12 protein-coding genes are annotated in these 12,517 nt (G+C 68.1%); 5 read left to right on the plus strand and 7 right to left on the minus strand.

The genetic code is table 11. The features are described 5' to 3' along the window. Nucleotide 1: 1 nt before the first annotated feature. Entirely contained in the window at nucleotides 2–418 is a 417-nt protein-coding gene (tnpA, locus tag AC08OT_RS06180; protein WP_476592011.1) for an IS200/IS605 family transposase, read from the minus strand. Nucleotides 419–654: 236 nt separating this feature from the next. Here tnpA and AC08OT_RS06185 point away from each other — a divergent pair, with 236 nt between their 5' ends. Continuing rightward, nucleotides 655–1,203: an RNA-guided endonuclease InsQ/TnpB family protein gene (locus AC08OT_RS06185; protein WP_476602617.1), complete on the plus strand. Its 549-nt coding sequence runs from the start codon at nucleotides 655–657 to the stop codon at nucleotides 1,201–1,203. 37 nt (nucleotides 1,204–1,240) lie between these two features. Here AC08OT_RS06185 and AC08OT_RS06190 read toward each other — a convergent pair whose 3' ends face one another. From AC08OT_RS06190 to AC08OT_RS06200, 3 genes are all read right to left on the minus strand, one after another. After that, complete coding sequence (locus AC08OT_RS06190) at nucleotides 1,241–1,783, minus strand: DUF3618 domain-containing protein (protein WP_462188771.1); 543 nt, start codon at nucleotides 1,781–1,783, stop codon at nucleotides 1,241–1,243. A 125-nt stretch (nucleotides 1,784–1,908) separates the two neighbouring features. Then, nucleotides 1,909–2,361 carry a phage holin family protein gene (locus AC08OT_RS06195; RefSeq protein WP_476592009.1) on the minus strand — a complete coding sequence of 151 codons (453 nt, stop codon included), beginning with the start codon at nucleotides 2,359–2,361 and terminating at the stop codon, nucleotides 1,909–1,911. 264 nt (nucleotides 2,362–2,625) lie between these two features. After that, nucleotides 2,626–3,510 carry an alpha/beta fold hydrolase gene (locus tag AC08OT_RS06200; protein WP_476592008.1) on the minus strand — a complete coding sequence of 295 codons (885 nt, stop codon included), beginning with the start codon at nucleotides 3,508–3,510 and terminating at the stop codon, nucleotides 2,626–2,628. Between the two features lie 1,954 nt (nucleotides 3,511–5,464). Here AC08OT_RS06200 and AC08OT_RS06205 point away from each other — a divergent pair. The 4 genes from AC08OT_RS06205 to AC08OT_RS06220 are packed head-to-tail and all read left to right on the plus strand — an operon-like array spanning nucleotide 5,465 to nucleotide 10,032. Further along, nucleotides 5,465–6,595 (plus strand): DegT/DnrJ/EryC1/StrS family aminotransferase, encoded by a 1,131-nt coding sequence (locus tag AC08OT_RS06205; RefSeq protein WP_476592013.1) that lies wholly within the window; start codon nucleotides 5,465–5,467, stop codon nucleotides 6,593–6,595. A 2-nt stretch (nucleotides 6,596–6,597) separates the two neighbouring features. Beyond that, nucleotides 6,598–7,575, plus strand: a complete 978-nt coding sequence (locus AC08OT_RS06210; protein ID WP_476592012.1) for an NAD-dependent epimerase/dehydratase family protein — start codon at nucleotides 6,598–6,600, stop codon at nucleotides 7,573–7,575. A 2-nt stretch (nucleotides 7,576–7,577) separates the two neighbouring features. Then, nucleotides 7,578–8,885 carry an MGDG synthase family glycosyltransferase gene (locus AC08OT_RS06215; RefSeq protein WP_476602618.1) on the plus strand — a complete coding sequence of 436 codons (1,308 nt, stop codon included), beginning with the start codon at nucleotides 7,578–7,580 and terminating at the stop codon, nucleotides 8,883–8,885. A gap of 52 nt (nucleotides 8,886–8,937) precedes the next feature. After that, nucleotides 8,938–10,032 (plus strand): EamA/RhaT family transporter, encoded by a 1,095-nt coding sequence (locus tag AC08OT_RS06220; RefSeq protein WP_476602619.1) that lies wholly within the window; start codon nucleotides 8,938–8,940, stop codon nucleotides 10,030–10,032. A 193-nt stretch (nucleotides 10,033–10,225) separates the two neighbouring features. Here AC08OT_RS06220 and AC08OT_RS06225 read toward each other — a convergent pair whose 3' ends face one another. From AC08OT_RS06225 to AC08OT_RS06235, 3 genes are all read right to left on the minus strand, one after another. After that, nucleotides 10,226–10,384, minus strand: a complete 159-nt coding sequence (locus AC08OT_RS06225; RefSeq protein WP_023840144.1) for a hypothetical protein — start codon at nucleotides 10,382–10,384, stop codon at nucleotides 10,226–10,228. 981 nt (nucleotides 10,385–11,365) lie between these two features. Next, a complete protein-coding gene (locus AC08OT_RS06230) occupies nucleotides 11,366–11,608 on the minus strand; it encodes a DUF397 domain-containing protein (protein WP_476592005.1) in 243 nt (80 codons plus the stop codon). Further along, nucleotides 11,605–12,465, minus strand: a complete 861-nt coding sequence (locus AC08OT_RS06235) for a helix-turn-helix domain-containing protein (RefSeq protein ID WP_476592004.1) — start codon at nucleotides 12,463–12,465, stop codon at nucleotides 11,605–11,607. Before AC08OT_RS06235 ends, AC08OT_RS06230 begins: the two co-directional genes overlap by 4 nt. Between the last annotated feature and the right edge of the window lie 52 nt (nucleotides 12,466–12,517).

Below are 12,517 nucleotides of genomic sequence, written 5' to 3' on the forward strand. Positions count from 1 at the left end.
CCTAGACGGGACGGGTCTGCTGCTCGATGTACTGGCGGACGGCGGTCAGCGGCGCCCCGCCGACCGATCCGGCGAAGTAGGAGCCGGACCACAGCCGGTTCGCGCGCCAGTAGTGGCGGGCCAGTTCAGGGAACTCCTGGCGCATCCGCCGGGACGACACTCCCTTGAGGCTGTTGACCAGCCGGGATAGTGCGACCTTCGGCGGGTAGTTGACGAGCAGGTGGACGTGTTCGCCTTCGCCGTTGAACTCGGCAAGGTCCGTTTCGAAGTCGGCGCACACCGCCCGCATGATCTTTTCCAGTCGGGTCAGGTGCCCGTCCTCGAAGACGCGGTGCCGGTATTTGGTCACGAAAACCAAGTGGGCGTGCAGCGCGAAAACGCAGTGCCTGCCGGTACGGATGTCGAGATCGCTGCCCATAGGCCAATGGTAGGCTTGATCTGCGCAGCTTCGGTACAACTTCCGCCTCGACCCGTCGCCGGGTCAGAGGGCGGCGCTGTCCCGGACATTCGGCTGCGCCCGGGTCGTGTTCAACGACGGGCTGCGGCTGCGGCAGGAAGCACACACCGCCGGGTTGCCGTACGTGTCGGATGGGGAACTGTCGAAGCGAGTCATCACCGAGGCGAAGAAGACCCCGCGACGGGCGTGGCTCGCCGATGTGTCGGCGGTGGTGCTGCACCAGGCGGAAGAAGGCTGTCGCCAAGGTGGCATGGGTGCACGCCCACGTTGCCGACGCCCGACGGGACTGGCAGCACAAGCTCTCCACGACGATCATCCGCGAGAATCAAGCGGTGTACGTCGAGGACCTGTGCGTGGCCGGTCTTGGCCGGACCCGGCTGGCCCGGTCGGTGTACGACGCCGGCTGGTCCCAGTTCATCGCGATGCTGGAGTACAAGGCCGCGCTGCAGGGCCGGGTATTCGCGAAGGTCGACCGGTTCTTCCCGTCGTCGCAGGTCTGTTCGGCGTGTGGGGTGAAGGACGGGCCGAAACCACTGGCGGTCCGGTCGTGGGCGTGCCCGGCCTGCGAGGTCGTCCACGACCGGGACGTGAATGCGGCACGGAACATCAGGGCCGAAGGGCGCAGGGTCGCCGCCGGGCAGGCGGAGACCGTAAACGTCCGTGGAGCGCGGGTAAGACCGGCCTCCGTGCCGGCACCGCGCGGCGAAGCGGGCACCCATCCGAAGCCCACGCCCACAGCGGCGTAGCAGGCGGGAACCTCCGCCCTTCAAGGCGGAGAGGATGTCAATCCGGGTCGATCTCGCAATGCCGCCGGAGCCGGAGGATGAGCAGCAGAATCACGAGCAGAACCGCCAGCCCGGCGGCGGACCCCGCTGCCCGCGGGTTGTCGGCGGCCTTCTGCCGGCCAGCTGTGAGGGCGCTGCCTGCGGTGTCGCGCACCTGGCCGGCCTTCGCCGCCACCTGCGGGTGCGCCTCGATCTGCTTGTGCACAGTCTGCGTGGCCGTACCCGCGGCGCTGCCGGCCGTCGCGCGGGCCTTCTGCGCGGTCACGGCGAGCTGCGGGTGGGCGTCGAACTGCCGGCGTACGGTGGCCTTCGCCTGATCCGCCGTGTCCCGGGCCTTTTCGGCCGCGATCTCCGTCGTCGCCGCGACCTTCGGGCGGACCGCCTCGGTCGCCGTGGTCACCCGGCGTTTGATGTCCTGTGCGGTGCGACCGGCGACCTTCTGCGGGCTGACCCGGTCGGAGAGCTGGTCGAGGTCGCTGCCGAGCCGCGCCCGGGTCGCCTCGATGTCGGACCGGATCTCATCCGGACTCGTGCTTGTCACTGCGAACCTGACCTTTCTGATGCTTCTGCCGGTGGTTCCGCGGAAACACGGGGCGGTGGGCGGCACGGGGAGTGGCGACACGGGGTAGTGGGCGGGTGAACGAACCCGCGGTGGTGGGGGAGGGACTACCCGCGGCGGCCCTGCGCCCACTGGACGTCCTCGCGCAGCGTCTCCACGGTCTGCGCCGGAGTGGGGTGGACCGCGCGCACGGTGGAACGACCCCTCAGGGCCAGCACGGCCGCGACGGCACCGAGGACGACGGTGATGATGAGGGCGGCCCAGCCCAGCGCCATCACCTCACCCAGGCCGAACATAACGGCCAACAGGGCGAAGAGCAGGGCGAAGTAACCGGCGCCGCCCGCTGCGGCGAACATGCGGGCGCCCTTGCCGGCCTTCTTCATCTCCTCGCGCATCTCGGCCTTGGCGAGGGCGACCTCCTGGCGGAACAGCGTGGAGATATCCGAGACGACGTCGGACACCAGTTCCCCGGTCGATTCGCGGTCCCCGGTCGTGCTCCCGGCGGCCGGCGGGGCCGGCGCGGTCCGGAGAGCCTGGGTGGCATCCGATGAGGTCCGCACCCGTGCACCATCCACGTACGGGGCGCTATCGTCCGGGTAGGGAATACCGGTCGTTCCCGACTGCCGCCGGTGTGCACTCCTCATGGGTTCTCCTCGCGGCTTCTCCTAGCGGGCGTCCGCGTAGCCGCACCCGCAGAACAACGTACGATCTGCGGATTCCCTCGGATCGGCGGCTTAACCCCGGCAGTCGCGCCACCTGGGACGAATTACCGTTTTGTCCGTTTTCCGCCGGACTCTCGCGCCCGCGACCGGCGCACCCGGTCGTCAGTCCACCCGTTCCTGCGGGGAGGAGCGCTCCCAGTCGGCGAGGATCGTCCGGATCCCGGTAACCAGCAGCAACGGCTGATCGAGCATGACGTGATGGCCGGCGAGCGGGATCTCGATCACCGGTGCCACCCGCCCGAGGAGATTATACATCTGGACGCCGATGTCGGGGGTGAGCAGGCCCTTCTCGGCCCGGAAGAGTGCGACCCGGCAGCGCACCTTGCGTAGTACCTCGGGCGACGGGGTCCGGTTGCCGAACACCTTCGGGTCGAACTTCCACGTCCAGCCGCCCTGGACCGACCCGATCGAACCCCGGGCGACGTGATCGATGATGAACGGCAGCACGTAGGGCTGCTCCGGCACCGCCCGGAACCGGGCCAGCGCGTCGGTCGCCGTCGGATACACCCGCAGCGGGCCGAACGCCGTCCGGTCCCGGGCCGCCCGTTCCTCCGGGGTGAACTCCTGCACGGGGGAGTCGACGACGACGATGCCGGCGACCCGGTCCGGGTACTCCGCGGCGGTAGTGATCGTTACCCAGCCGCCCATGCTGTGCCCGATGATGATCGGGGGCGAGGTGACCTCGGCGTGGTCGATGACACCGATCACCTCGGCCGCCCAGGTACTGAGCGAGTAGTCCTCGCGCCGGTCGCTGTCACCGTGGCCGGACAGGTCCAGCGCGATGACGCGGTACTCCCGCGGGATCATCGGCGCGATGTGGTCCCACCAGCCCGCGTGGGCGGCACCACCGTGGACCAGCACGATCGCCGGCCGACTGCCTCTGCCCCAGCAGCGGTAACTGATAGTCGCGCCCGCCACCTCGGTCTCGTGCCGCTCCGGTCGGTGGTCAAGGGCGGCCTCGAACCAGGCCGGTGCTTCATCATCCATCCCAGGTCTCTGCCGTTCGGTTCGTCGGGCGGGTGGCTCCATCGTCGCCGGCCGGCGACGTGTCCCACCCCTGATACAACACCGCCAGGCCTGCGTTCAGGCCGTTCGTGGCCGTGTTGTCGGATTGGCGATGAGACGACCACCGCGGGGCGGCGATCATGTAATGCTGGACCGGCCTGCGTAGATGCGCTGGCGGTCGACCTGCCTCGGCCGATGCGCAGGACGCCCGACGACGCCGGGTGCGAACGGCGCGTGTGCACTCGGTCCGGCGAGGTGACCGGGTCGGTACCGGAGCCCGGACCCCGGCGGCCCCGTGCGGCGTCACACCCGTTCCCGGGAATGCACGTCGTGCACCACGGGCGTCCCACCGCCGCGGATATTCCCGTGACCGCCGCCACTCCCTTCGCTGCACGGGGTGCAGCGAAGCATTCTGATGTTTCCCATGTGCAACAGAACCGGTAATCTAGCCCGAAATTTCGACCTTTCGGGGGACTGCCGGCCGGCCCGGGCGAGCTGCTCGCACCGTTGCACGTTGCTTTCAAGAGAAAAATGTTACTTTTATATTGATGTGGTATAATTTCGGCCCGGAGTTTCGGGTCCGGGCCCGACCTCTCCGGTCCGCCGCCTCCGTGCAGGCCGCGTGGTCGTGCCACGCTTGATCACCATCGGGCCGGCGCGGGGCAGCCGTCCCACTGGCTGCTCTACGACACACGCCGGTGCGAGATCAGTTTCCAGGAGGCGGCATCGTGACCATTCTCGCCCCATGAAGCACATTTCGGTGCAGTTTGGCAAGAGTCGAGGGTGCGGAAACCGTTAGGGACCTTGGTCCCGTCGCGTCCGACAGATGGGGGTCGTACACTTTCACCAAGTCCCGACGAGGCCGTCTACCTGCGTTCCCCCCGTACGTCGGGTGAGACGGCTTCGTCGGGACTACTTGTATCCGGTTGTATCCAGACCGTTCTCGAGCGAACGGCCCTGGTTCGATTGTAGATGATCTTTCTCTGGTCGCTCATTCCGGCTGGGTGATTTCTCGACGGCCGATCAGCCCCGGCTGGCCGCGTCCTCCATCCGGTTCATCCGTCTTCAACTGATCGTCGTCCGCGTGCCCACAGGCGTGGTTCGCATGGCGATCAGTATCTGCCGCAGTGCCTGCTCGTTCCCGCCCTGCGTCCTCGGTCGATGTCCTCGGTCGAGGTCGCGGTTCATTGACAGGAACGAAGGGTGGGGTGACATCCGCCGCCTCCGCGGCTACCCGAGTGAGTGTTACTTGGAGTAATGGAGTGTCGCGTTGGGTATCGGAGACGCGACGATGCAGGCCTCCCGGCCTTGGCCGTGCCCGGGAAGCGGCTGGCCGGGACCAGTGCCGTAACGACGGTGCCGTAACGACGAGGTCCGGGCGGCCGCGGTACTGGAGGAGCAGGTCTGGGTCGCCGTGGGCGGACCCGTCGCCGTCGCGGCGAGTGGCGTCGCCATCAATCACCATGTGTCGCGAGTTGGCGGTGATTAGCGACAGACATCTCTCCTTCATCACAGGAATATCGCCTTGCTGACATATTTGGCTACTTTCGGACAGATATGGGATGTTTTGTGGGGAGTAGCCGTGGGCTGCAGACATGCCGGCGATCGGGATCGATAGCCTGTTTTGGGCATGTACCGACAAAGCCGATGGTTGCCTCCGTACGGGTCGGAGGGAGCGCGGTGGGTCGCTGGCGGGAGGCCGGCGGAATCCGGAGTCGGTGATGCCGCGAAGGCCGCGGCTTGTCCCGGCCGGGTCCTTCGTCGCGGCGCAGCCGCTATGGATTCGGAATGAAATAACTTGTTCACTTCGGGGTCCTCGCGAGCCCGTGACCTGCGAAGACGCATATTGGCTTGCATTAATTAATTCATTACGAATTCTATGGGGGCCGGCCGGCTCGCTCGCACGGGAATGACTCGGAAGGTAGGGGTGAACAAGGTGCATGTCCCCGCGGCGCGCATCGTCTTCTCACCGGAGGATCGCGCGGAGATCGCATCGGCCGCGACCGAGATCCTGGCCACCGGTGCGCTGACCTTGGGTGTCCATACCGCTGAATTCGAGGCGGCATTCGCCGCGGCTCACGAGGCCCCGTTCGCGGTCGCCGTGAGCAGTGGAACGGCCGCATTGGAGATCATCCTTCGTAGTAACGGTGTCGAAGGCGCGGATGTCGTCGTGCCAACGAACACGTTTGCGGCGACCGCTTTCGCGGTGTTGCGGGCCGGTGCCATGCCGGTTTTCGCGGATGTGAGTTCGGACACCTTTGCCCTGACCGTCCGCAGTGTCGAGGCCGCGGTGACGCCGCGGACCCGCGCCGTTGTCCTGGTCCACATCGGTGGGCTGATCCCGCCGGACGTGGCCGAGTTGCGGGCCTTCTGTGACGATCGAGGCATCGCGCTGGTCGAGGACGCGGCACATGCCCACGGCAGCCGCCACGGTGACGGCCACGCCGGGTCGTTCGGGATCGCGGGAGCGTTCTCGTTCTATCCAACCAAGGTCATCACGAGCGGTGAGGGCGGAATGATCCTCACGTCCGATCCCGCCATTCACGAAGCCGCTCGGATCTATCGTGACCAGGGCAAAGCCGGTTTTCTCGGGAACGTTCACATCAAGCAGGGGTACGCCTGGCGGCTCAGCGAGATGCAGGCGGTCACCGGCCGGGTGCATCTGCGGCATCTCGCCGATTTCCTGGCGACCCGCGCCACCGTAGCCGCGCGGTACGACGCCGCGCTGGATACCCTGGGCACCGTTACCCGCCTGCAGATGCCGCCGGCTGGTCTCTGCAACTACTACAAGTACATTGTCTTGCCCCGCCCCGGGATCGATCGCGGCCGGCTGAAGAAGGAGCTGAAGGAACGCCACGGCGTCTCCCTGAGCGGTGAGGTCTACGAGTCGCCGCTGCACCGGCAGCCGGTCTTCAGTCACTACGCGGTCCGGTCCCTTCCGGTTGCCGAGGACATCTGCGCCCGGCACGTGTGCCTGCCCATCCATTCGGACATGACCGAGGTGGAGGCCGACCACGTGGTCGCGTCCTTCGCCGCCGCGCTGCAGAGCCTGAGCCTGGACGGATGACGATGAAGATTGCGGTAACCGGAGGGTCGGGTTTCATCGGCAGCCATGTGGTCGACCGTCTGCTCGACGCCGGTCACGACGTTCTCTCGCTGGACGTCGAACACCGGCCGGTCGACCCCCGGGCCAGTTACCAGCAGCTCGACGTGCTTGATCTGCCGGCGGTCACCGCCGCGCTGAGGGGCGTCGAGGCCGTCTTCCACATCGCGGGGATGTCCAATGTGGACTTCGCGTTCGCCGACCCGGTGCGCACCGTGCGGCTCAACGTCGAGGGCACCGGGAACATCTGCGAGGCGGCGCGGCAGGCCGGGGTTCGGCGGGTGCTGTTCGCCAGCACCGTCTGGGTGTACGGGGCGGTCGGTGACCGGGCCGGCTCGGCGCCGCTGACGGAGGACGCCGAGATCACGCTGGGCCGCGCCGGGCACGTCTACACCTCGACGAAACTGGCCGCCGAACTGCTGCTGCACAGCTATCAGCAGACCTACGGGCTGCCGTTCACCATCCTGCGTTACGGCATCCCCTACGGCCCCGGAATGCGTGACGAGCTGGTGCTGGCCCGCTTCGTCCGCAAGGCTCTGAACGGCGAGTCGCTGACGGTGGCCGGCGACGGCCTGCAGTTCCGCAACTACGTGTTTGTCCGGGACCTGGCCGAGGCGCACGTGCTGGCTCTGACCCCCGACGCGGCCAACACCACGCTCGCCCTCGAGGGCAGCGAGTCGGTCAGTGTGCTGGAGATGGCACGGGCCGTCCGGGAGCATTTCCCCGGCACCGCCATCGAACACATGCCTGCGCGCCCCGGGGACTTCCGCGGCCGGGAGATCTCCGCGCAGCGGGCCGCGGAGGTGCTCGGCTGGCGACCGACCACACCCTTCTCGGAGGGTGTCCGGCAGTACATCGAGTGGTATCTGGCAAATCGACGGCCTCCGGCTCAGGCGCTCCCGCCTGTCGGCGACCTCGACGTCTCCGCGGTCTCCTCGGAGTGACCATGGCGCAGATCGGCGGTAGCACGGTGAATGGACCATCCAAAGATGATGTTGAGGTGGGAGTCGGCGGCCCGCCAGCCGTCGGCGAACCGGGGGTCACGGAACCTGTCCTGCCGGGGCCGGCCGCAGCGGGGGGACCGGTCGCCGCCGCACTCCCCGCCGATCCGCGCACGCACGGCGTCGACGCCCGGCCCGCCGGGACGCCGACGCGGCGGGGCTCCGCGCTGCTGCTGTCGGGCTCGCTCGGGATGGGCCACGACGTGATGGCGCAGGCGTGCGGCGCGTCGCTCACCCGGCGCGGGTTCACCACCCGGACCGCCGACAGCCTGCGCATGCTCGGTGGGCGTAACGGCTCCCGGGGGGAGAAGGTCTTCCGTGGCATGATCGCCGTTCCGGGCCTGTATGACGCCGTGCACTTCTCCCAGATGAGAACCGGTGGCCGGCTCGCCCAGGCCATCGAGAGGACGTCGAGCCGGTTCGTCGTCCCGGCATTGCGCGAGGAACTGGCCGCTCAGCCGACCGATCTCGTGATTTCGATCTTCGCTACCGGAGCCGCGGCGACCAGCCGGGTCAAGGCCGAGTTCCCCGGCCTGGTGACGGCGGTGTTCTCCACCGATTGCTGCGTGCACCGGCTGTGGGTACACGACAACACCGACCTCTACTTGGTCACCTCGCAGACCGCCGCCCGGTACGTGCGGCGGTTCTCGCCGAACGCGCTGATCTCGGTGGTCCCGACCCCGGTCCGGGAACCCTTCTACGACCCGCCGACTCAGGAGGAGGCGCGGGCCGCGCTCGGTATCCCCGCGGACGCTCCCTGCGTGCTGCTGATGTCCGGCTCCTGGGGGCTGGGACCGTTGGTGGAGGGTGCCGCGGCCATGGCCGCGGCGGGCATCTACGTGCTTGCGGTGGCCGGCCGCAACCAGCGGTTGGCCGCGCGGTTGACGGCTCTGTCGGAACGGCAGCACAAGGTCATCCCGTTCGGCTTTACCGATCGCGTCCCGGCGCTGATGGCGGCGAGCGACCTGGTCGTCACGTCGTCCGGGGACACCTGCAGCGAGGCTCGGGTGATCGGACGGGACCTGCTGCTCATCGACGTGGTGCCGGGGCATGGCCGGGATAACCTTCAGAAGGAACTCGAGCGAGGTCGTGCCGAGGTGACGAACACCGACCCGGTGTCGTTGACCAGATCCGCGCTCGCGTGCCTTGACCGGGTCAAGCCACCGTCGGACCGGGTGGCGATCGGCCCGCACGCGTGGGAGCAGGCATTCGGGGCGGCTCTGGCGCAGATCGGTTTCGGCGCGGACTGGTGAGGCAAACCCACGGTTCGGGACGGATCCTGAGGGCCATGATGTTGGACGGGACATGAGCAGAGCCCTGGTGATCGGTCTGCCGACCGTGGTCGTCTCGGCGGCTCTCTACGGGATCGCGCCGCTCGTCCAGGCCCGTGCTGCCCGCCGGGAGGAGGAGAGCTCGGGGCTGGGGCTTGCGCTGCTGGCCCGCCTGGTGCTGCGCCCCCTGTGGCTGATCGGCCTTGCCGTGGAGGCGGGCTCGTTCCTGCTGGAGGTGTATGCCCTGTCCGTGGCCCCGGTGGCGATGGTCGCCCCGGTGATGGCTCTCGACATGATCGTCTTCACTCTGCTGGCGCAGCGGGTGCTCGGCGAGAACATCAGCCTGACCGGCTGGCTGGGCGTGGTCGCGATGGTCGGCGGTATCGGCCTGCTCGCCTTCGCCTTCACGCACCGAGCGGAGGTTGGCAGCTCGGCCAGCACCGATGTCCTGCTGGCCTTCCTCGTCCTCGGTCTGATCTTTGCGCTGCTCTGCGCGTCCCTCGCCAACCTGGCCGTGGTGCGGGACATGGTCGCGGGCGCCGCGTTCGGATTCGGGGCCGCGGCCGGGGTCAGCTACGCCATCGCCACGCTGGCGACCCGCCAGATCGGCCTGGCGGTGAACGAACGACGGGAGGGGCAGTCCACGCTGGTGGACCTGCTCACTACCCCGACGCCCTACGTCCTCGTGCTGTTCTCCGTGCTGGCGCTCGGTCTTCAGCAGCGTGGCCTGCAGGGGCGCGCCGCCGTCATCGCCTTCCCGGTGACCAGCGGGGTCTCCGCCTTCCTGCCGGTGACCCTGGGCCTGACGCTGTTCAACGAGCCGGCGCCCGACGGTGTCCGCCGCGTGGCGTTCATCGTCGCGATGGTGCTGGTCGCGGCCGGAATCGCCGCTCTCGGCCGCGATCGGATGGCGGCAGACCGGTCCGTGGACGAACTTGAGAGCGTGCTACGGCCCACCCCCGACGACCGCCGATTGGAGGACGGCGTCGTCCCCCTGGACGGCCGGCCGGAGGTGGTCGAGCCGTCGGATGCGGAGCCGGGGCAGTCGGCGAGGGCCCGGGACGAAGCAGCTTCTAGCGCTCGTACTGGCACGGTTGTTTACCGTAGCGGCATGTCGAAGAACTTATAGTGATGCGCCGTGTGCTTTCGGTGAGATAGTCGTCGTGGCCGGCCGCTCGGGTTCACCCCCCGATCGCCCGGGCGCCCGGCCGTCTCCCGCTTGCCCGCCTTGCACGTTCCCCGCATCGCGCATCCGGTCGAGGTTTCCTCCGGTCGGGTCGTCGAGACGCCGCCAGCCGCATCTCGACGACCCGACTGGCTCGTCAGACCCCGAACCGCTGGAGGGCCTTGCGCACCCGCAGGTTCGCCTGCGCGAAGGAGATCTTTCCGTCCACGTAGGCCGACAGCGCCGCGCGGCGGACACGCTCGACGCGCTGATCTTCAATCGGAGTGTTGAGTAGGTTGGTCGTGGCGGTGGCCACGGCAATCACCTCCCAGTGGCAGGGAAACAGGGCACTGCAACTCGCGGGTGACCTCGGACGGCACACCGGACCGGAAGGCGGGGAACGAGGCGACGATGCCTCGGCCGATCCTTTCGACGTGAGGTCGATCCGAGATCGGAGATGAGCAGATGGATCTGGAGAGCGGGCGGACGCTGCGCTGCGCCGCCTCGCTAGGAGGGCGAGGGGATGGTGGCTCCGCGCTCCGCCCGCCCCGGCTGACCGAGGACCCGGGCAGGTGCGTTATGGCGCCGCACGCGGGTAGCCGTATTGCCACATATGGTCACAGCGACTGCCCTCCTCCGCGTTGGGCGGGCGCTCGACGCCCGCGTGGCCCGTCCCGGTCGGGTGGAGGTGACCAGACGCCGACCCGCCGGGCTGTGACGAGACCGCAGGTGCCTTGTCACCCGATCGCCTCGCGGCGAGTGACGCACTGCCGTATCCACATCACGTTACAGCCATGTAACGACCGTGACGGGACGAACGCCCGGACAACGAAGCCCGACCGAACATCTATAAGAGTGCGCGACCGGGAGGTATTGCGCAAGAGCCAACCGGCTCGTGGCGAGGCTTCCTGAACAGGCATCTCGGCCCCTCGGCCGGTGGAACGATGCCGTTGATCGAATCGTCTCCGCCTGGCGGGTCCGGCCCGGCGCCGGTCCTGGTCCCAGTCTGAAACACCAGGGCGGTGCATCCTGGCCCGGGCATCCCGGACCGGGTAGGGGTTGACCGAGGATCATCCGGTCACCGGCGTGATCGGCGGGGTTACGGCTACCGGAGCGATATGCATCGAACCGTGGAGGAGAGTCGAAAGCGGCGGGCCCGGTCCCGGTCGCGACGTACCGGAGCGACCGGGACCGGGCCGAGGCCGACCAGCGGCGATCTCGTTCTTTTCCGATGGGATTTTTCGGTGGGGGCGGGACATCCCGCCCCCATTCCCCCGGATCAGGGCCGGACGGTGGTTCAGCCCGGGATGATCCGACTCCGGTCGAACTCGCCGTCCCGCGCGCCGGCCAGGAACGCGTCCCACTCGGCCGCCGAGAAGGCGAGCACCGGCCCGGTCGGGTTCTTCGAGTCGCGGACGGCGACGCCCCCGCCGAGCGCCGCGACCTCCACACACATACCGCCCGCGCCGTTGCTGTAGCTGCTCTTGCGCCAAGCCGCCCCGATGACATTGTCGATGATCGGATTCATATATCTGGTCATTTCATTTCCTCTGCGACCGAGAGTATCATCTGGATGGACTCCTCCGGCCGCAGGGCTGCCGCCAGAAGATGATCCAGCTTCACTCTATAGCGCCTGATTTCGGAGGGGCGCTCAATATAGAGGCTTCCGGCCGCTTCCTCTATATAGACCACTTCGTTGTCTCCCGATTCGGGGAATCCGAGTATCGAGAATGTGCTTCCCAGGCTGGCATGCGCGCCCACGGAGAAGGGAAGCACCTGGATTGTCACGTTCGGCAGTTCGGACTGTTTGGCGAGGAACTCGAGTTGGCTTCGCATGATGGCTCTGCCGCCGATTGTCCGGCGTAGGACCGCCTCGTCCAGAATCACCCAGAGGCGAGGATGATCTGCGGCGGTGAGCCGGCGCTGCCGGTCCAGCCTGAGCGCGATCTTGCGTTCGGCCTCGTCCTCGCTCACCTCCGGATCGTCGGCTCGGATGACGTGCCGGGCGTAGTCGCTGGTCTGCAGTAGCCCATGGACGAGCTGCGATTCGTAGACCGAGATCGAGGCGGCGTCGCCCTCCAGGCCGATATAGATCTCGAACCAGGCGGGGACCACGTCGTGGTAGGTATGCCACCAGCCGTGGCGCCGGGACTCGCGGGCCAGGGCCAGCAACGCGTCCCGGCGTTCGTCGTCGGTCACGCCGTAGAGACCCAGCAGGTCGGACACGTCCCGGGTGCGGACCGGCACGCGGCCGTTCTCCATCCGACTGACCTTGGAAACCGAACAGCGCAGCAGCTGGCAGACCTCGTCGACGGAGATGCCCGCCCCCTCGCGGAGTCGTCGTAACTCGGCGCCCAGGCGCCTTCGCCGCACGGTCGGACCGCCGCTCGTGGCCATCGCTCGTCCTTCGGGCTCTTCGGGGTGATGGATGCATCCTGCCACTTGTTCG

Source organism: Frankia sp. CgJB1, assembly GCF_977947065.1.